Origin of the sequence: Polaromonas sp. YR568, assembly GCF_943369415.1 — a bacterium.
Taxonomy (GTDB): domain Bacteria; phylum Pseudomonadota; class Gammaproteobacteria; order Burkholderiales; family Burkholderiaceae_C; genus Polaromonas.
In genome coordinates this window covers 63,289-80,648 of the sequence record NZ_CALRNF020000015.1, presented here as the reverse complement: position 1 = coordinate 80,648, position 17,360 = coordinate 63,289, and the positions used below count along the sequence as shown (strand labels likewise).

General features: G+C 66.2%; 20 protein-coding genes. 13 read left to right on the top strand and 7 right to left on the bottom strand.

Annotated elements, in window-relative coordinates:
- Positions 1-10 precede the first annotated feature (10 nt).
- Genes ACLV74_RS11525 through ACLV74_RS11515 form a run of 3 tightly spaced genes read left to right on the top strand, consistent with a single transcriptional unit; the run spans position 11 to position 2,685 of the window.
- Positions 11-1,198, top strand: a complete 1,188-nt coding sequence (locus tag ACLV74_RS11525) for a dihydrodipicolinate synthase family protein (RefSeq protein ID WP_411879532.1) — start codon at positions 11-13, stop codon at positions 1,196-1,198.
- A 13-nt stretch (positions 1,199-1,211) separates the two neighbouring features.
- Complete coding sequence (locus ACLV74_RS11520; RefSeq protein WP_411879531.1) at positions 1,212-2,090, top strand: sugar phosphate isomerase/epimerase family protein; 879 nt, start codon at positions 1,212-1,214, stop codon at positions 2,088-2,090.
- A 37-nt stretch (positions 2,091-2,127) separates the two neighbouring features.
- Positions 2,128-2,685, top strand: a complete 558-nt coding sequence (locus ACLV74_RS11515) for a DNA-3-methyladenine glycosylase (protein ID WP_411879530.1) — start codon at positions 2,128-2,130, stop codon at positions 2,683-2,685.
- A 7-nt stretch (positions 2,686-2,692) separates the two neighbouring features.
- Here ACLV74_RS11515 and ACLV74_RS11510 read toward each other — a convergent pair whose 3' ends face one another.
- Positions 2,693-3,469, bottom strand: coding sequence for a MipA/OmpV family protein (locus ACLV74_RS11510; protein ID WP_411879529.1), 777 nt, complete (start codon positions 3,467-3,469; stop codon positions 2,693-2,695).
- A 126-nt stretch (positions 3,470-3,595) separates the two neighbouring features.
- Positions 3,596-4,855: an MFS transporter gene (locus ACLV74_RS11505; protein WP_411879528.1), complete on the bottom strand. Its 1,260-nt coding sequence runs from the start codon at positions 4,853-4,855 to the stop codon at positions 3,596-3,598.
- A 103-nt stretch (positions 4,856-4,958) separates the two neighbouring features.
- Here ACLV74_RS11505 and ACLV74_RS11500 point away from each other — a divergent pair, with 103 nt between their 5' ends.
- The gene (locus tag ACLV74_RS11500) at positions 4,959-5,810 is read left to right on the top strand and encodes an AraC family transcriptional regulator (protein WP_411879527.1); all 852 of its coding nucleotides are present in this window, start codon (positions 4,959-4,961) and stop codon (positions 5,808-5,810) included.
- 31 nt (positions 5,811-5,841) lie between these two features.
- The gene (locus ACLV74_RS11495; protein WP_411879526.1) at positions 5,842-6,705 is read left to right on the top strand and encodes a CAP domain-containing protein; all 864 of its coding nucleotides are present in this window, start codon (positions 5,842-5,844) and stop codon (positions 6,703-6,705) included.
- Positions 6,706-6,728: 23 nt separating this feature from the next.
- Here the strand turns inward: ACLV74_RS11495 and ACLV74_RS11490 are convergent, their stop codons facing one another.
- From ACLV74_RS11490 to ACLV74_RS11480, 3 genes are all read right to left on the bottom strand, one after another.
- Positions 6,729-7,079, bottom strand: a complete 351-nt coding sequence (locus tag ACLV74_RS11490) for a low molecular weight protein tyrosine phosphatase family protein (RefSeq protein WP_411879525.1) — start codon at positions 7,077-7,079, stop codon at positions 6,729-6,731.
- On the bottom strand, positions 7,066-7,812 hold the full coding sequence (locus ACLV74_RS11485) for a hypothetical protein (RefSeq protein ID WP_411879524.1): 747 nt from the start codon (positions 7,810-7,812) through the stop codon (positions 7,066-7,068). Before ACLV74_RS11485 ends, ACLV74_RS11490 begins: the two co-directional genes overlap by 14 nt.
- A gap of 138 nt (positions 7,813-7,950) precedes the next feature.
- Complete coding sequence (locus tag ACLV74_RS11480; RefSeq protein WP_411879523.1) at positions 7,951-9,375, bottom strand: coniferyl aldehyde dehydrogenase; 1,425 nt, start codon at positions 9,373-9,375, stop codon at positions 7,951-7,953.
- A gap of 176 nt (positions 9,376-9,551) precedes the next feature.
- Here ACLV74_RS11480 and ACLV74_RS11475 point away from each other — a divergent pair, with 176 nt between their 5' ends.
- From ACLV74_RS11475 to ACLV74_RS11440, 8 genes are all read left to right on the top strand, one after another.
- Positions 9,552-10,541 (top strand): DnaJ C-terminal domain-containing protein, encoded by a 990-nt coding sequence (locus tag ACLV74_RS11475; RefSeq protein WP_411879522.1) that lies wholly within the window; start codon positions 9,552-9,554, stop codon positions 10,539-10,541.
- On the top strand, positions 10,538-10,852 hold the full coding sequence (locus tag ACLV74_RS11470) for a chaperone modulator CbpM (protein WP_411879521.1): 315 nt from the start codon (positions 10,538-10,540) through the stop codon (positions 10,850-10,852). The genes ACLV74_RS11475 and ACLV74_RS11470 overlap by 4 nt, the downstream gene beginning before the upstream one ends.
- A 51-nt stretch (positions 10,853-10,903) precedes the next feature.
- Positions 10,904-12,010 (top strand): DNA alkylation repair protein, encoded by a 1,107-nt coding sequence (locus ACLV74_RS11465; RefSeq protein ID WP_411879520.1) that lies wholly within the window; start codon positions 10,904-10,906, stop codon positions 12,008-12,010.
- An 83-nt stretch (positions 12,011-12,093) separates the two neighbouring features.
- Positions 12,094-12,318 (top strand): AbrB/MazE/SpoVT family DNA-binding domain-containing protein, encoded by a 225-nt coding sequence (locus ACLV74_RS11460; RefSeq protein ID WP_411879519.1) that lies wholly within the window; start codon positions 12,094-12,096, stop codon positions 12,316-12,318.
- Positions 12,315-12,719 (top strand): type II toxin-antitoxin system death-on-curing family toxin, encoded by a 405-nt coding sequence (locus tag ACLV74_RS11455; RefSeq protein WP_411879518.1) that lies wholly within the window; start codon positions 12,315-12,317, stop codon positions 12,717-12,719. The genes ACLV74_RS11460 and ACLV74_RS11455 overlap by 4 nt, the downstream gene beginning before the upstream one ends.
- A 105-nt stretch (positions 12,720-12,824) precedes the next feature.
- Positions 12,825-13,283: a CreA family protein gene (locus ACLV74_RS11450; protein WP_411879562.1), complete on the top strand. Its 459-nt coding sequence runs from the start codon at positions 12,825-12,827 to the stop codon at positions 13,281-13,283.
- A gap of 67 nt (positions 13,284-13,350) precedes the next feature.
- Entirely contained in the window at positions 13,351-15,255 is a 1,905-nt protein-coding gene (locus ACLV74_RS11445) for a PAS domain S-box protein (protein ID WP_411879517.1), read from the top strand.
- Positions 15,256-15,446: 191 nt separating this feature from the next.
- A complete protein-coding gene (locus ACLV74_RS11440) occupies positions 15,447-16,160 on the top strand; it encodes a YebC/PmpR family DNA-binding transcriptional regulator (RefSeq protein ID WP_411879516.1) in 714 nt (237 codons plus the stop codon).
- A gap of 9 nt (positions 16,161-16,169) precedes the next feature.
- Here ACLV74_RS11440 and ACLV74_RS11435 read toward each other — a convergent pair whose 3' ends face one another.
- Together ACLV74_RS11435 and ACLV74_RS11430 are read right to left on the bottom strand one after the other, a co-directional pair.
- Positions 16,170-16,520 carry a hypothetical protein gene (locus ACLV74_RS11435; RefSeq protein WP_411879515.1) on the bottom strand — a complete coding sequence of 117 codons (351 nt, stop codon included), beginning with the start codon at positions 16,518-16,520 and terminating at the stop codon, positions 16,170-16,172.
- Positions 16,517-17,350, bottom strand: a complete 834-nt coding sequence (locus ACLV74_RS11430) for a hypothetical protein (RefSeq protein ID WP_411879514.1) — start codon at positions 17,348-17,350, stop codon at positions 16,517-16,519. Before ACLV74_RS11430 ends, ACLV74_RS11435 begins: the two co-directional genes overlap by 4 nt.
- Positions 17,351-17,360 lie beyond the last annotated feature (10 nt).

Sequence of the window (17,360 nt, the reverse complement as noted above, 5' to 3'; positions counted from 1 at the left end):
GAACTCTTCCATGGCACTGACACTGACCTTGCCCGAGGCCTCCGGCGGCGGCCTCAAACCCTACACGCTGCGCGGCAGCACGCCCGTCCAGCCGGCGCCGGGCACGCGCTTTGACCGCATCGCCTATTCCGCCGCCCACGTGGTGGCCGACCCGCTGGCCGCGGTGGACCCGTGGCTGGCCTGCGCGGTCGACTGGGAGGCCACCATTGCCTACCGGCGCCATCTGTGGTCGCTGGGCCTGGGCGTGGCCGAAGCCATGGATACCGCCCAGCGCGGCATGGGCCTGGACTGGCCGACTTCGCTGGAGCTGATACGCCGCTCTCTCGACGCCGCCAAAGACATGCCGGGCGCACTCATAGCCTCAGGTTGCGGCACCGACCACCTGGTGCTGGAAAACGTCAAGACCGTCGGCGACGTCATCCGCGGCTACGAAGAACAGATGGAAGCGATTGAAAAACTGGGCGGCAAACTCATCGTGATGGCCTCGCGCGCGCTGGCCCGCGTGGCGCAAAGTCCGGCCGACTACGAACGCGTCTACGACCGCATCCTGCGTCAGGCCAGGCAGCCCGTGGTGCTGCACTGGCTGGGCGACATGTTCGACCCGGCGCTGGCCGGCTACTGGGGCAGCCCCGACACCGAGAGCGCGATGGACACGGCCCTGAGCATCATCGAAGCCAATGCAAGCAAGGTCGACGGCATCAAGATCTCGCTGCTGGACAAGGACCAGGAAATCGCCATGCGCCGCAGGCTGCCCGCCGGCGTGCGCATGTACACCGGCGACGATTTCAATTACGCCGAGCTGATCGCCGGCGACGGCTTCGGCAAGGAAGCCACGCACGGCAAGAGTGACGCGCTGCTGGGCATCTTCGACGCCATCGCACCTGCCGCCAGCGCCGCGCTGGGCGAACTGGCACAGGGCAATCTGGAGAAGTTCCACGCCATCCTGGCCCCGACGGTTCCCCTGTCGCGCCATATCTTTGCGGCACCCACACGCTTTTACAAAACCGGCGTTGTGTTCATGGCCTGGCTGAACGGCCGCCAATCGCACTTCACGATGGTGGGCGGCCAACAGAGCACGCGCTCGTTGCAACACCTGGCAGAACTGTTTCGCCTGGCCGATGCGGCCCATGTGCTGGAGCAGCCCGAACTCGCCGTGCGCCGCATGAAAACATTGCTGGCACTGCATGGCATCGAATGATGGCGCCCATCCCATGAGAGATTTTTCACAAGACCACCGCTGGCTGTCCATCAACACAGCCACCGTGCGCAAACAGCGCGGCGTCGAGCAGCCGCTGCCGGCCATTGTTGAAGCCTGCGCGGCGCGCGGCATACGCGCCATCTCACCCTGGCGCGACCAGGTCGCCGCCGCCGGCCTGCCCCTGGTTTCAAAACTCGTTGAAGCCCACGGCCTGGAACTGTCGGGTTACTGCCGCGGCGGCATGTTCCCCGCAAGCGACGCTGCAGGCCTTCAAGCCGCGCACGACGACAACCGCCGCGCCGTCGATGAAGCCTGTGAACTGAACGCCGCCTGCCTGGTGCTGGTGGTGGGCGGCCTGCCCGGCGCGCTGGCCGGCAAGGCGACGCACAAGGACATTGCGCTGTCGCGCAGCCAGGTGTTTGACGGCATCGCCAGGCTGCTCGAACACGCCAGGGCCTGCAAAATGCCGCTGGCAATAGAACCGCTGCACCCCATGTACGCGGCGGATCGCGCCTGCATCAACACGATGGAGCAGGCACTGGACGTCTGCGATGCGCTGGACCCTGCCAACACAGGCGCGCTCGGCGTGGCGGTGGACGTGTACCACGTCTGGTGGGACCCCAAGCTCGAAGCCCAGATCCGGCGCGCCGGCAAAAACCGGCTGCTGGCCTTTCACGTCTGCGACTGGCTGACGCCGACGACTGACCTGCTCAACGACCGCGGCATGATGGGCGACGGCGTCATCGACATCCCGAAAATCCGCGGCTGGGTGGAGGCCCAGGGCTTCGCGGGCTACAGCGAGGTGGAGATTTTCTCGGCCGGCAACTGGTGGCAGCGCGACGCTGCGGAGGTACTCGACAGCTGCATCGCGAGGCACCGCACAGCGGTGTAAGCGGCCTGTTGCCGAACTCCTTTCTTACACTGCGGGCATGACGCTTGATTTTCTGGCCCCATCACCCACCGTTGCCCGCCGCTTGATAGGCGCCATCCTGCTGGTTGAAGGCGTGGGCGGGCGCATCGTCGAGACCGAAGCCTACGACCGCGAAGACCCGGCCTCGCACACCTTTTCCGGCCCCACGCCGCGCAACGCGGTCATGTTCGGTCCGCCTGCTCACCCCTATGTTTACCTGTCATACGGCATCCACTGGTGCCTGAACATCGTCTGCCGCGAGGAAGGCCACGGCGCCGGGGTTTTGATACGCGCCATCGAGCCGCTCGCCGGGCTGGACCGGATGCGCCGGCGTCGCGGGGTGGACGATGCGCGCCTGCTGTGCGCCGGGCCCGGGCGCGTGGGCCAGGCGCTTGGAATCACCCGGGAACACAACGGGCTCAGCATCGCCCTGCCGCCTTTTGATCTGGTGCCGGCGTCTGGGCGCCCCCGCGTCGTCAGCGGCCCGCGTATCGGTATTTCCAAGGCGATGGAGCAGCCCTGGCGCTTCGGGCTGGAAGGCTCGCGCTTCCTGAGCCGGCCTTTCCGCCAGGCGTAGCGCTTCCTCAGCGGAAGCGGTAGGACACAGCGATGTAGCCGGTGTCCTGCGTGCGGCGGCTGACCAGCGGGCTGTTGCGCACCGATGAATCCAGCCACCTGCGGCGCACCTGCATGGTCAGCGTCCACGGCTCGCCCAGCGGCACGTCCACCGACAGGCCCAGCATAGGCGTCGTGGAAGCCCCGGCGTTGTACGCCGCGAAGCCGCTGGCGGCCGATTCGGCCGCGCTGACGCCGTAGAGGTAGTTGTTGTACTTGGCGTTGCTGTATTCCAGCCCGGCCTGCGGGAAGAAGGACCAGCTGCCGACCTTGAACTCTGCCGCGTAAATGGCTTCCACCAGGCTGCCGTGCGACTTGTTGGCATCGACAAAAGCGTTCAGGAACAGCGCGCCGTAAGGCGTTTCCTGGAAAGTGCCTATGCCCAGCGGGATAGGCGTCTTGCGGTCTTTAAGCCCTGACAGCGCGGCGGTGTCGGCGCGCCAGCCGTCCTGGCTGATGCGGCGCGCGAACTCCAGGTAGCCGTAGCCGAACTGGACGGTCTTCAGGCTCAGGGTGTCCACCCGCACGGCAAGGCGGCCGTAGTCAAAAAATCCGTAGGGCAGCAGGCGGGTTTCGTTGTCCTTGCTGCGGATCACGCTTTGCGTGCTGTAGACGGCGCCGCCCAGGTCGCCGGTCAGCTCGTACTTGACAGGCGCAATCTGCGCTGCCGCCAGCACAGGCAGCAGGCATGCGGCACCCAGCAGGGTACGGGGTAAAAAGGCCATCGCATACCGGGTGTGGGTCATGCAAATCAGTATAGGCCTGGGTCCTCAAAAATGCACCCGCGAAAGGCCCTCAGGCCACCGGCGTACGCAACTCCGGCGGAAAACCGTTGCTGCCGCGCACACAGGCCAGGGCTGGGCCTGAGGGTTCTAGACGGCTGTCGGCATCTGGCCCGCGGCCGGCAGCGCCGTGCGGCGCACGCGGCGCACATTGAATGCGCTGGCGATCAGCACGCCCTGCATCAGCGCCAGGCCCAGCAGCACGCCGCGGTACTGGCCGTGGTCCATCATCGCGCCGAAAATCAGCGGCGACACGGCCTGGCCGATGTCCAGGCCCGCATAGACCACGCCATAGACGCGGCCCGAGGCGTTGTCCGGTGTCGAGCGCTTGACCAGCAGGTCGCGCGACGGCCCGGCAATGCCCGAGGAAAAACCCATGACGCCGAACAGCACCGGCACCACCCACGCGGGGTAGCTGCCCAAAGCCAGCAAGAGCGCGAACACGGCGGCGACGCCAAAACCTATGCCCACGATGCGTTCGCAGCGCGCGGGGTTGGACGCAAGAAATCCGCCGAACACCATGCCGCCGGCGCTGCACACCATGTAAATCGTCAGGCACATGGCGACCAGCGGCAGCGGCACGTCGTGCAGGTGGCGCGCGGCTTCAGGCGCGAAAGCCTGCACCACGCTGAGCACGATGGCGTACCAGAAGAAGAACGCAAAACACATCCACACCGCCGGAATCTTCAGGAAACCCAGTGAGCTGTCGACCGCCGGCGCGCCTTTGGCGGGCGCCGTCACGGTCAGCGTCAGCTTGTCGCGGTTGACCACCAGCACCGCCAGCACCACAAACGCCAGCACGCCCGCGCAAGCCAGCGCCACGCGCCATGAGAACGCAAAGGTCAAAGGCACCAGCATGGCCGGGGCCAGCGCCCAGCCCAGGCTGCCGGTGATGCCGTGCACGCTGTAGGCATGGCCCAGGCGCGGCGCGCTGACCTTGCGGTTGAGCAGCGTGTAGTCGACCGGGTGGAACACGCCGTTGCCTATGCCGGCGATCACGGCGAAGCCGGCCATCATCCAGTAGCTGGTGCTGATGGAATAACCAAAGGCCGCCAGGCCCAGCAAGGTCAGGCCGCCGAACAAAATGGGACGCGGGCCGAACCTGTCGACCACAAAGCCGGACAGCGCCTGCACCGCGCAAGAGGTGACAAAAAACAGGGTCATCAGGAAGCCGAGTTCGGCGTAGCTGACGTCGAAGGCTTCCTTGAGCCAGGGAAACAGCGGCGCCAGCAGCAACTGGCTGAAGTGGCTGATCAGGTGGGCCGTGCCGACCAGGCCAATCACGCCGGCGTCCTGTTTGAGCGAAATCGCGTTGCCGGCGGGCGCCGCCGCGGTGCTTGAAGTATTCATGGCGCTATCGTAGTATCGGCCTTGCCTGCTGAAATGCGACAAATAGCCATGATTCATCGAATTTCAGACAAAACCACCCAAACCCTCCAGGGCGCGATTCACCATGGGCCGTAACGACCTTCGCTTCATGCCGGTGGGCGACACCGACAGCTTCACGCCCAGCACCAGGCGGCCGGTGCGCGTGCGTGCCCGTTCCATGCCTGCCGACACCCACTTCGAGCCGCACTCCCATGCCTGGGCGCAGCTGGCTTATTGCGCCACCGGTGTGGTGCAGGTCACGGCCGAAGGCGGCGATGACGACGCGAGCGGCGCCGGCGGCGAAATCACCTACATCGTGCCGCCCTCGCGCGCGGTGTGGATCGCGCCCGGCGCGCAGCACCACATCACCGTGCTGGAGGCCGCCGAGTTCCGCACGCTTTACATCCATGCCTGCGCCACGCCCAGGGGCTGGAGCGGCTGCCGCGTGCTGGTGGTCTCGCCGCTGCTGCGTGAATCCATCAGCGCGCTGGACGCGGCCTCACCGGGCCATCCCCTGAGTGCCTCGCGCGAGCAACTGCTGAGCGGCCTGGTGCTGGACGAGCTCACGCACGCCGACACCCAGGCCCTGGGCGTGCCCATGCCGCATCCGCAAAGCGGCGACAAGCGGCTGCGCGCCCTGTGCGAAGCGGTGCTGCGCGCCCCGGCACAGCGCGCCACGCTGGCCGAATGGGCGGCCGACATTGGCGCCAGCGAGCGCACGGTGGCCAGGCTGTTTCGCGACGAACTGGGCCTGAGCTACCAGCAATGGCGCCAGCAGGCCATCCTGGCCCACGCCCTGCCCCTGCTCACGCGCGGGCAGCCGGTGAGCACCGTGGCGGCGGCCAGCGGTTATGCCAGCGACAGCGCCTTCACCGCGATGTTCAAGGCCGCCATGGGGCAACCGCCCAGCCATTTCCAGAACAGGAACGGTTTGTGACGCCCATGGAAGCATGCAGATTTTGAATACAGTGACGACAGCGCGACGCGCAGCTTCGTTAGCGCTGGCAGTCCTGCTGGCCGCCACCGTGCCTGCGCAGGCGCAACCGGCGGCCGAGGGCCATCCACCCCTGCTGCACGCCTTGAACACCCTGCGCCAGCAAGGCTGCGACAAAGGCGTGAGCCCGGCGGCCCCGCTGCGTGAACACACCGCGCTGTCGCGCGCCGCGGCGCTGGTCGCGGGCGGCAGCAAACTCGACGACGCACTCAACAGCGCGGGTTACCGCGCCACGCGCGCGGCGCAAATCTCCGTGCGCGGCGCCGCCGGGCCCGCGGCCCTGACGCCCAAGGCACTGGGCAGGACTTGCGGCACCGCCGCGCAGCGCGAAATGCTGGATGTGGGCTTTTACCAGCGCGGCACCCAGACCTGGGTGGTGCTGGCCGCGCCTTTCTCGCCGCCCGCCGCGGCGCAGGCCGCCGACGTGCAGGCGCGCGTGCTGGCCTTGGTCAATGAAACGCGCGCCAAACCGCAACGCTGCGGCAACCAGGCCTTCGCGGCGGCGCCGCCGCTACGATTCAACGCCACGCTGGCCGGCCTTGCCACAGCCCACGCAGCCGACATGGCGCGCTACAGCTACTTCAGCCACACCGGCCGCGACGGCAGCAACGTGGACGGCCGCGCCACGCGCGCCGGCTACCCCTGGCGCGCCATCGGCGAGAACATCGCCGCCGGCCAGATGACGGCCGACACCGTGGTGCAAGGCTGGATCAACAGCCCCGGCCATTGCGTCAACATCATGTCGCCGGCTTTCACCGAGATGGGCACCGCCTTTGCGGTGAACAACCAGAGCAGCCAGGGGATTTACTGGGCGCAGGTGTTTGGGGCCACGCCTTGAGCTAAAGGGCTTGCGCGGCCTGCCTAGGCGCCCTGCAGGAAGCGCGTCACCTTGCTTCTGAGCAACTGCACGAGCGCCGGATCCATATAGGAATAGTTGTCCGGAATGCCCAGGCAGATGACGCGTTTGCCCTTGAGCTGGTTCTTGAACCTCGCTGACAGCTTCGTGCTGTGCGCGCGCTCCATCACAAAGATCAGGTCGGCCCATTCGACGAGGTCCGGCGTCAGGGGATTGTCCGCGCCATTGTTGAGGCCCGCCGACGAACATTCCAGGCCCGGATGCTCCGCGAAAATCTGCTCCGCCGTCGGGCTGCGCCAGCGGTTCAGGCTGCAAAGAAACAGCACCCGAAGCAGGTCGCTTTCAGCGCCTTTCAAATGCGGCATTCAGGCGGCGCAGCAATGGCTTGTTGAGCTCCCGGGTGTGCCTGTTCCAGCGATCCATGGAGCGCTGCAGTTCAACTTGCAGGCGCGCGCTGGTGGCGGTGTCGCCGGCCGCCGCGGCCCAGATGGCGTATTCGGCACGGCTTTCAAAACTGCCGAAGCGATCCACCGCGGCTTCGAATTCCGCCCTGGCATCGGCGCTCCGGCCGGCGCCCGCCAAAGACTGGGCGAGCAGCAGCGAGACCTGTTCCGCGCGGAAGGCGGGATCGGTTTTCCGGATGAACTCCAGGTGCGTGATCGCCTCGGCGTAGCGCTCACAGGCGAAGTAAGCCCGGGAGGCCCCCAGCCTGATCTCCAGGTCGGCCGCGAACGGGCCTTTGAGGCATGCGTCGTAATTTTGGGCGGCTTCCAGGGCCTGGCCGGCCTCCAGCAGCGCGGCAGCCAGCCGCATCTGGTTCTGCGCGGTCGGCGTGTAATCGAAGGCGGCGTGGGCCTCTTTGAGCTCGCGCGTGGGATTGAGCGTCTTGGCGGCAGCGGCCACTACCTTGCGCGCGCCGCGTTCCAGTCGCGAGTCGGGCAGGTAGATCGCCAGGAAGTAGACGATGCTGCCCAGCATGGGGAAGGAGAACAGGATGATCAGCCAGTACAGCTGCTGGCCGCTGCGCAGCGCATGGACGGCAAAGAACAGCGCGACGATGAAGTGAAGTCCCAGTCCGATGAAAGGCATGGCCTCTCCCTCTATATGTTTTTGCCAGATTCTAAGAGGGCAAGAGGCCGACGGACCTCACCTGGCCGGCAGATAAGAGCAAGCGTCGCGGAAATGCCACGGCAAAAGCCCGTGAGCCATGCCGCAAGCGGGCCGGCCTCAGATCAGCCGCTTGAGCAATCCCATCACCTGCTCGAAGCGCTTGCCGTACGGCGGGTAAAACAGGTCGCCCCTCGCCCACCTGGATTGCACCATGACCGGCTTTTGCTGGGTCAGCCGCAGGAAGCCGGTTTCGCCGTGGTAGGCGCCCCAGCCGCTTTCGCCAACGCCGCCGAATGGCAGGTTTTCGTGGGCGATGTGCATCAGCGTGTCGTTCACCGTGACGCCGCCGCTCACGGTGCTGGCCAGCACGTGGTCGCGCGAACCGGTGTCGGTGCCGAACCAGTACAGCGCCAGCGGCCGCGGCCTGCCATTGACGTAGCGGATCGCGTCGTCGATCGCCGCGTACGGAATCACCGGCAGGATGGGGCCGAAGATTTCCTCGCTGAGCAGCTTCGATGTGGCGGGCACGTCGAAGACCAGCACGGGTGCCATCTGCCGCGATGCCGCGCCGACGCCGGGGACGCCAGGATGAATTGTTTGCAGGCGCGCGCCCTCGCCTTCGGCCTGCGCGAGCATCGCCTGCAGCCGCTCCAGGTGGCGCGGGCTGATGATGGCGGCGTAATCCGGGTTGCCGGTGATGGTGGGGAACAGCGTCGCCACGGCGCGGGCGAAGGCCTCGCCAAAAGCCGTTTCCAGGCCCTGGGGCAGCAGCACGTAGTCGGGCGCGATGCAGGTCTGGCCGGCATTGAGCAGCTTGCCGTGCGCGATCTTGATGGCGGCCTTGTCGAGGTCGCAGGAGGCATCGATGATGCAGGGCGACTTGCCGCCCAGCTCCAGCGTGGTGGGCGTGAGGTTGGCGGCGGCGGCTTCGGCGACCTTGCGGCCCACGGCGGTGGAGCCGGTGAAGAACAGGTGGTCGAAGGGCAGGCCGGCGAATTCGGCGGCCAGCTGGCTGTCGCCCTGCACCACGCAGAGTTCGTCGGGCGCAAAGGATTTTTCAATCAGGGCGGCCAGCAGCGCCGAGGTGCGCGGCGTCAGTTCGCTGGGCTTGAGCATCACGCGGTTGCCCGCGGCCAGCGCGGTGATGACCGGGCCCAGCGACAGCTGCACCGGGTAGTTCCACGGCGAGACCACGCCCACCACGCCCAGCGGCTGGCGTTGCAGCCAGGCGCGCGAGGGCTGCAGGTAGAGCGGCGTGCGCACCTTCACCGGCTTCATCCACCTGGACAGCTGTTTGAGCGTGCTGGACAGCAGCGAGCGCAGCACAAAGATGTCGGCGATTTCGGTGAGCTGCGCCGAGCGCACGCCGAAGTCGGCGTTGACGGCCTGGGCCAGTGCGCCGCCGTGTTCGTCCAGCAGCTTGCGTATGCGCAGCAGGCGGTCCCGGCGCAAGGCCAGCGGCACTTCGATCTGGTCGCGGCTGGCCTGGTGCTGGGCGTCAAACAGGGTGCGAAGCGGTGTCTGGGCGGTGCTTGAAATCATCCGGCCATGATAGGGACCGCCGGGACCGCACAGTAGGGGCGCAACTCCAGCGGAACCGCGGGTTGACCCTGAGGCCGCCGCCCCTATCTGAAAGCTGACGTATTTGGCTGACAGCCGGACGGGCGCTTATGCGCTAAGGTAGCTGGCAGGTAAACCATCCCTGATGAAAGTGTTTCATGGAATTCAAGGATTACTACAAGGTCATGGGCGTGGAGCGCAGCGCCACGCCCGAAGAGATCAAAAAAGCCCACCGCAAGCTGGCGCGCAAATACCACCCGGACGTCAGCAAGGAGAAGAACGCCGAGGCGCGCTTCAAGGAAGTCGCCGAAGCCTACGAGGTGCTGCGCGACCCTGAAAAGCGCGCCGCCTACGACCAGCTGGGCGCCAATTACCAGGCCGGGCAGGACTTCCGCCCGCCGCCGGGCTGGAACCCGGGGCAGGCCTCAGGCGGCGACGGTGCGCACTTTGGCGGGGCCGAGGGCTTTGACCACAGCGACTTTTTCGACGCCATCTTCCGCGGCATGGGCGGCGGGCCGCAAGGCCGGGGCGGCTTTGACGATATGCGCGGCGGCCGGAGCTTTGACATGCACGGCCAGGACCAGCACGCCAAAATCCAGATCGACATCACCGACTCCTACAGCGGCGCGACGCGCAAGCTGCAGTTGCGCATGCCGGTGGAGAGCGATGCCGGCGTGACGATGCAGGACCGGACCATCGAATTTGTCATCCCCAAGGGCATACGCGCCGGCCAGCATATCCGCCTGGCGGGCCAGGGCGCTCCCGGCATGGGCCAGGGCAGCGCGGGCGACCTTTACCTGGACGTGGAATTCCTGCCGCATGCCCTGTACCGCGCCGAGGGCCATGACGTGTACATGACCCTGCCCGTGGCCCCCTGGGAAGCCGCGCTGGGCGCCGAGGTGGAAGCGCCCACGCCCACGGGCGAGGTGGAGCTGAAAATCCCGCCGGGTTCGGCCGGCGGGCGCAAGCTCAGGCTCAAGGGCCGCGGGCTGCCGGGCAAGATACCCGGCGACTTTTATTTTGTGCTGCAGCTCGTCCTGCCGGCCGCTGACACCGATGCGGCGAAAAAAGCGTATGAAGACATGGCATCGGCGTTCAAGGCCTTCAGGCCGCGCGCCGCGCTGCAAACCTCCGGAGGCAAGGCATGAACACCCCTATCCGCTACCTCGCCGGTTTTATCCTGGAAGACCAGGAGGAACTCACGCTCGATGATCTCTGCCGGGCCTGCGCCGCGCAGTCGGAACTCATCGTGGACCTGGTGCACGAAGGCGTGCTGGCGCCGCTGGGCGCGGCGCCGGAGGTATGGCGCTTCACCGGCGTGCACCTGCACCGCGCCACCGTGGCCGTGCGCTTGCAGCGCGACCTGGGTGTGAACCCGGCCGGTGCGGCACTGGCCTTGGAGCTGATGGATGAACTGGACAGCCTCAGGGCGCAGCTAAACCGGCTGCAAGGCCTGTAGCGCTTAACCCCAAGGCCACGCTGCGAGCGCGCGGTGGCAGAATCGGTCGCCATGTCCGACACCGCCACCCCCGCACCCGCCCTCAAAAACATCTTCGACCGCGCGCGCTACCGCCACATCGCGGCGGAAACCGCGGCGGTCTACCCGCGCTTCGACGGCAAGAAGTTTCTGGCGCTCGCGTTGCCCGGCCTGGACGAGCTCTCGCTGATGCAGCGCCTGCGGCGCACCAGCGAATGCCTGCACGCCACGCTGCCCGGCGACTACAAAAAAAGCATCGCCATCCTGCGCAAGCTCGCGCCGCGTATCAACAGCGGCTTTGTCACGCTGGTGCTGCCGGATTACGTGGGTTTGTATGGGCGCGACGACTTCGACACGTCCATGGCGGCGCTGAAGTTTTTCACCGCCTTCGGCAGCTCGGAATTCGCCATCCGCGAGTTCATCCGCCAGGACCCCGGGCGCACGCTGGCCGTGATGAAGGCCTGGGCGAAAGACGAAAGCGAGCACGTGCGGCGCCTGGCCAGCGAAGGCAGCCGCCCTCGCCTGCCCTGGTCCTTCAGGCTGGACGCGCTGATGGCCGACCCGGAACTGGCCGCGCCCATCCTGGAGACGCTCAAGTCCGACGCCAGCCTCTACGTGCGCAAGTCGGTGGCCAACCACCTGAACGACATCACCAAGCTGCACCCCGAATGGGTGCTGGGGCGCCTGAAGGGCTGGCCGCTGGACCACCCGCACACAGCGTGGATCGCGCGGCACGCGCTGCGCACGCTGATCAAGCAAGGCGACAAACAGGCGCTCAGCGTCATAGGCGCCGGCAAAAAAGCCGCCGTCAGCATCAGCGATCTGTCCGTCAGCCCGAAAAAGCTCACGCTGGGCGAGCGGCTGGAACTCTCGTTCACGCTGCAATCGACCTCGCGGCAGAGCCAGCGCCTGGTGGTGGATTACGCCATCCACTACGTGAAAAAGGCCGACAGCAGCTCGGCCAAGGTCTTCAAGCTCAAGGAGCTGACCCTGGGTGCGGGCGAAAGCGTGCAGCTGTCGCGCGGCCAGGTGGTGCGCGACTTCACGACGCGCGTGCACCATGCGGGCCGGCATGAAGTGGACATCATGGTCAACGGCGAACGGCTGGCCAACGGTTTTTTTGAGCTTTTGAAGCCCTGAGAGCCGCCTCAAAAACCCCTTCCCGGGTTTGACCTGCTTATCGCCCTGGTTTAGTATTACACATGTAATAACCAAGGAACGCCATGCATATGCTCAAACTCACCCAGATCGGCAACTCCGTGGGCGTGGTTTTACCCAAGGAAGCGCTTGCCAGGCTCAAGCTGGGCAAGGGTGAAACGGTCTTTTTAACCGAGACCCCGGACGGCTACACGCTGACCCCCTATGACCCGGCACTGGAAGAGGAAATCGCCGCGGGCCGCGCCTTCATGCGCGACTTTCGCGACACCTTCCACCAGCTTGCCAAATGACGTGGCGCTGGATTACCAAATCGGCGCTGCTGCTGTTGCACGGGGAAAGCCTGGCGGAGCACGGCGGCGGCGCCGGCCTGCGTGACGAGGGGCTGCTGGACTCCGCACTGGGCCGCCCGCTAAACCTCGTGGCCTACGCTGATCCGGCACAGCCGCCGGATGTGGCGGCTCTGGCGGCCAGCTACACCATCGGGCTGGCCAAGAACCATCCGTTTGTGGACGGCAACAAGCGCGCTGCTTTTCTGGCTACCGGTTTGTTCCTCTACCTTAATGGCTACCGGCTGGACACATCGCAGGCCGACGCAACCATGACCATGCTGGCTGCCGCCGCTGGCGATGCCACCGAAGACGAATTTGCGGCCTGGGTGCGGGCCCATGCCAGCCTGCGCACCAAAGCTTGAGGCCTTGACGGCAAGCGCCTGCCTCCATCATTCATCCCCAACACAATCATTGCCATGACCTACATTTCATCAACCCAGCACCTCATCAAGTCCAGCATCCTTGCCATGAGCAGCGCTCTGCTTCTGGCCGCCTGCGGTGGCGCCAGCAGCGAGGAGATCGGCGCGGTCGACACCGTGTTCAAGTTCATAGGCCCCGACCACAAAATCGTGGTCGATGCCTACGACGACCCCAAGGTCGCGGGTGTGACCTGTTATGTGTCGCGCGCCAAAACCGGCGGCATCAAGGGGGCTTTCGGCTTGGCCGAAGACAAGGCCGAGGCCTCCATAGCCTGCCGGCAGACCGGCGTCATCAGCTTCGGCGCCAAGCCGCTGGACAAGCAGGAAGAGATGTTCAGCGAGCGCATCTCGCTGGTGTTCAAACGGCTGCGCGTGGTGCGCATGGTGGACACCAAACGCAACACCTTGGTCTACCTGACCTATTCCGACCGTGTCATCGAAGGCTCGCCGCAGAACAGCGTGACCGCCGTGCCGGTGCCTGCCGGTACGGTGATCCCGGTGAAGTAAAGACCGGCCTGGGGAATCGGGCTATCCGCCTATGGTCCAGGCCAGCCAAGCTGGTTATCATGATTTAATGCCCCCCACCAAGAACGCCCCCACGGAACAGACCTCAACGGACCGCTTCCGCCTGCTGGTGGACGCGGTCCAGGATTACGGCATTTTCATGCTGGACACCGAGGGCAACGTGGCGTCCTGGAATACCGGGGCCGAGCGCCTGAAACAGTACCGACCCGATGAAATCATAGGCCGCAACTTCTCCCTCTTTTACCCGGCCGAGGCCGTCGCCGCCGGCTGGCCCGCCGAAGAGTTGCGGCGCGCGGAAAAAGACGGGCGCTTTGAGGAAGAAGGCTGGCGCCTGCGCAAGGACGGCAGCCGCTTCTGGGCCAACGTGGTCATTACCGCGCTCAGGGACCCGGACGGGAAACTGGCGGGCTTCGGCAAGGTCACGCGCGACCTCACCGAGCGCCGTGCCCACGAGGAAGCGCTGCGTGAAAGCGAGCAGCATTTCAGGCTCATGATCGAAGGCGTGCGGGACTACGCCATCTTCATGCTGAGCCCGGACGGCGTGATCGAAAGCTGGAACAGCGGCGCGCAGCTGATCAAGGGCTACAGCCCCAGCGAGGTCATAGGCAAACATTTCAGCCTGTTTTACCGGCCTGAAGACCTTGAGGCCGGCAAGCCCGAAGCCGAACTGAAAACCGCCTTGCAGCACGGCCGGGTGGAGGAGGAAGGCTGGCGCGTGCGCCGGGACGGCTCGGTGTTCTGGGCCAATGTCGTGATCTCGCCGGTTTACGACGCGAACCGGCTGCTGCGCGGTTTTGTCAAAGTCACGCGCGACATGACGGAAAGGCGGCGCCTGTACGAACTGGAAAAATCCAGCAAGCGCATGAGCGAGTTCCTGGCCATGCTGGCGCACGAGCTGCGCAACCCGCTGGCGCCCATACGCAACGCCGTCACCATCCTGCAGCTTGAGCCCTCGCCAAGCCCGCTGGTGCGCAGCAGCCGCGACATGATAGACCGGCAGCTTTCGCACATGACGCGCCTGGTCGACGACCTGCTGGACGTCGGGCGGCTCACCACCGGCAAGATCCGCTTCAAGACGGAGCAGGTTCCCTACAACCTGGTGGTGGCCCGGTCGATTGAGGCGGTGCGCCCCCTGCTGGACGCGCGCAGGCACCGCCTGACGACGGAGATGCCCGCCGCCTCGCTGCTGGTCCAGGGCGACGCGACGCGGCTGGCCCAGGTGCTGCAGAACCTGCTGATCAATGCGGCCAAGTTCACGCCCGAGGCGGGCCTGATCGAGCTGAAAGTCTGGCAGGACGGCACGCAGCTGTACACCTCGGTGCGCGACAACGGGGTGGGCCTGTCGGCCCAGGCCCTTTCGCAGATTTTCGAGCTGTTCTCGCAGGGCGACGCGCAGACCGCCGCGCGGGAAAGCGGGCTGGGCATAGGGCTGACGCTGGCGCGCTCGCTGGTGGAAATGCACGGTGGCACCCTGAACGCCGAAAGCGAAGGCCCGGGCCGCGGCAGCGCCTTCACGTTTTTCCTGCCCAACGCACAGGCTGTCGCCGACGGCGCCGGCGATGAGGACGACATCGGGTCCGGCGCCGCCATCCTGGTCGTGGACGACAACCGCGACGCGGCCAACAGCCTGGCGGAGATTTTGAGGCTGATGGGCTGCCAGGTGAAGGTGGCCTATGACGGCCCCTCGGCGCTGGAGCTGTTTCGCAAGCAGGCCCCGCAAGCCGTGTTGCTGGACCTCGGCATGCCGGACATGAACGGCTACGAAGTGCTGGCAGCCTTGCGCGCCCTGAACGGCGGTGAGCAGGTGACCGTCGCGGCCCTCACCGGCTACGGGACCGACGAGGACAAGCAACGGGCCCTGGCGGCCGGATTCGACGAGCACCTCACCAAGCCGCTGGACTTTGCCGCCTTGCAGACGTTTCTGCAGGCCGCAGGCGTGGCGGTCGAGAGTTAACGGCGCCTGAAAGCACACCCGGATCCTCTTTAGGGTCACCAAAATCGCAGAAAACCCTCCCGCCGGCAGTTTTTTGCGGCTGCGGGTGTATAACCAGAGCCCCGGTTCCGCGCCCTTCCCCTCACGCGCGGCGGGTCACGTCACAACACAACAAGGCGCCCGGAGCGCCGCTACACCAAGGAACATCGAACATGGGCGCGCAGTGGAAAGCAAAAGGCAAGGAACTGGCCGCGAACGCCAGGGGACGCGTATTCGGCAAGCTGGCCAAGGAAATCATGGTCGCGGCGCGCAACGGGGCCGATCCGGCGTCTAACGCCCGCCTGCGGCTGGTGGTGGAGCAGGCCCGCAAGGTCTCCATGCCCAAGGAAACCCTGGAGCGCGCCATCAAGAAAGGCGCCGGCCTCACGGGCGACGCGGTGCATTTCGAGCACGTGATCTACGAAGGTTTCGCGCCGCACCGCGTGCCCCTGATGGTCGAATGCCTGACCGACAACCTCAACCGCACGGCCTCTGAAATCCGCGTGCTGTTCCGCAAGGGGCACCTGGGCACTTCGGGTTCGGTCTCCTGGGACTTCGACCATGTGGGCATGATTGAAGCCGAGCCGCTGGCCGCCGGCGCCGACCCCGAACTGGCGGCGATCGAAGCCGGCGCCCAGGACTTCGAGCCCGGCGAGGAAGAAGGCACGACCATGTTCCTGACCGACCACGCCGACCTGGACCTGGTGAGCCGCGCCCTGCCCGCGCAGGGCTTTACCGTGCTGTCGGCGAAGCTGGGCTACAAAGCCAAAAACCCGGTCAACCCCGCGACCCTGAGCGCGGCGGAACTTGAAGAGGTCGAAGCTTTCCTGGCCGCCGTCGATGCCAACGACGACGTGCAGAACATCTTTGTGGGTCTGGGGGACTGAAACCGCAAGCTACTGCGCCCGCAGTGCGTATCGGGGCCGTATCCGTGTTTTCTGCACGACGCCGGACGGCGTAAACAGGATCACGAACTCGGCCCCCGGTGCGGTGCTCCTGGGGGGCTTCTCGCGGTAAGCCCATACCTCGTAGCCGCTGTCAAAGCGGACGACGGCCGCAGGGCCGAGGGCGGCAGCGACATCGGCTTTGGTGCTGGTCCCCGCGATCAACATCCCCTGCGCGCTTTGCATGGTCAGGGCCTTGTCGCGAAAGGGCGGCTGAAGGTCGTCGGCGCCATGGCCGCCCGGCCCCGCGCAGGCCGCCAGCCCCAAACAGCACGCGAGCAGCAGACCGAGGCGCGCCGTCATGACCCGCCCTCCATGTACTCAAATTCGACCAGCGTGTCGTCAGCCCAGCTGCGGTCGTCCAGCGGCAGGAAGTAAGTGCGGTCCACCAGCACCTCGCAATCGCAATCGGGCAGGTCCCTGTCCAGCTTGGGGTCGTCGCTCGCGGCGGCGTAGAGCATGGCAACGGGCAGGATCTCACGGCGCTCGCCGGACGCCAGCGTGACGCTGAACAGCGGCCGCTCCGCAAAGAACAGGTAGAGCGGCGCCTTCTGGTCGCAGTAAGCGGGCGTGTCGAATATGGCGCCGGTGATGGCGCTGATGATGCTGGTGCCGCGGGACACCAGGCCCGACTCCATGCCCACCCGGCACTCCAGCCGCAGGTCGCCCAGGCGCCGCGTGCCCGGCGGCAACCCCGGCGTGCGGATTTCGCTGCGCCAGGTCATGGTCTGCGCCTTGCGGTTCGGGATGACCTGCGCGTTCTCGTCGTAGGCTTTCGGGTTGCGCGGCATCGTGAAGGTGTGGTCGGGCGCGATGGGCACGGGGAAATCGATGGTGGTCCCTATCACCTCCAGGTCAATCGCATTCATGTCCGTCTCGCGCCGGCGCGGCAACAGCTTGAAGCGCAGCGAGGCATCGGGTGCCATGCTTTTTTTCTCGCGCTCGAAGAGGTCCATGCCGCGGATCATCTTGCGGTAAGACTTCTCAACGGGGTCGCGGTTGGCCTTGGCGCTGATCGTTACCGTCGGGAGGGACGTGCCTTGCGCCGCCTGGGCATTCGCATCCATACACACGCCCAGGCACGCCAGCACCCAGGCGGCGGGTAAGGCGGCACGGACAAGGCAAATGGACATGTCATCACTT

What these genes read in the sequence shown, in the direction of transcription:
- ACLV74_RS11525 (WP_411879532.1), top strand. Translation starts at nt 11, where the DNA reads ATGGCACTGACACTGACCTTGCCCGAGGCCTCCGGCGGCGGCCTCAAA.
- ACLV74_RS11520 (WP_411879531.1), top strand. Translation starts at nt 1,212, where the DNA reads ATGAGAGATTTTTCACAAGACCACCGCTGGCTGTCCATCAACACAGCC.
- ACLV74_RS11515 (WP_411879530.1), top strand. Translation starts at nt 2,128, where the DNA reads ATGACGCTTGATTTTCTGGCCCCATCACCCACCGTTGCCCGCCGCTTG.
- ACLV74_RS11510 (WP_411879529.1), bottom strand. Translation starts at nt 3,469, where the DNA reads ATGACCCACACCCGGTATGCGATGGCCTTTTTACCCCGTACCCTGCTG.
- ACLV74_RS11505 (WP_411879528.1), bottom strand. Translation starts at nt 4,855, where the DNA reads ATGAATACTTCAAGCACCGCGGCGGCGCCCGCCGGCAACGCGATTTCG.
- ACLV74_RS11500 (WP_411879527.1), top strand. Translation starts at nt 4,959, where the DNA reads ATGGGCCGTAACGACCTTCGCTTCATGCCGGTGGGCGACACCGACAGC.
- ACLV74_RS11485 (WP_411879524.1), bottom strand. Translation starts at nt 7,812, where the DNA reads ATGCCTTTCATCGGACTGGGACTTCACTTCATCGTCGCGCTGTTCTTT.
- ACLV74_RS11480 (WP_411879523.1), bottom strand. Translation starts at nt 9,375, where the DNA reads ATGATTTCAAGCACCGCCCAGACACCGCTTCGCACCCTGTTTGACGCC.
- ACLV74_RS11475 (WP_411879522.1), top strand. Translation starts at nt 9,552, where the DNA reads ATGGAATTCAAGGATTACTACAAGGTCATGGGCGTGGAGCGCAGCGCC.
- ACLV74_RS11470 (WP_411879521.1), top strand. Translation starts at nt 10,538, where the DNA reads ATGAACACCCCTATCCGCTACCTCGCCGGTTTTATCCTGGAAGACCAG.
- ACLV74_RS11465 (WP_411879520.1), top strand. Translation starts at nt 10,904, where the DNA reads ATGTCCGACACCGCCACCCCCGCACCCGCCCTCAAAAACATCTTCGAC.
- ACLV74_RS11460 (WP_411879519.1), top strand. Translation starts at nt 12,094, where the DNA reads ATGCATATGCTCAAACTCACCCAGATCGGCAACTCCGTGGGCGTGGTT.
- ACLV74_RS11455 (WP_411879518.1), top strand. Translation starts at nt 12,315, where the DNA reads ATGACGTGGCGCTGGATTACCAAATCGGCGCTGCTGCTGTTGCACGGG.
- ACLV74_RS11450 (WP_411879562.1), top strand. Translation starts at nt 12,825, where the DNA reads ATGAGCAGCGCTCTGCTTCTGGCCGCCTGCGGTGGCGCCAGCAGCGAG.
- ACLV74_RS11445 (WP_411879517.1), top strand. Translation starts at nt 13,351, where the DNA reads ATGCCCCCCACCAAGAACGCCCCCACGGAACAGACCTCAACGGACCGC.
- ACLV74_RS11440 (WP_411879516.1), top strand. Translation starts at nt 15,447, where the DNA reads ATGGGCGCGCAGTGGAAAGCAAAAGGCAAGGAACTGGCCGCGAACGCC.
- ACLV74_RS11435 (WP_411879515.1), bottom strand. Translation starts at nt 16,520, where the DNA reads ATGACGGCGCGCCTCGGTCTGCTGCTCGCGTGCTGTTTGGGGCTGGCG.
- ACLV74_RS11430 (WP_411879514.1), bottom strand. Translation starts at nt 17,350, where the DNA reads ATGTCCATTTGCCTTGTCCGTGCCGCCTTACCCGCCGCCTGGGTGCTG.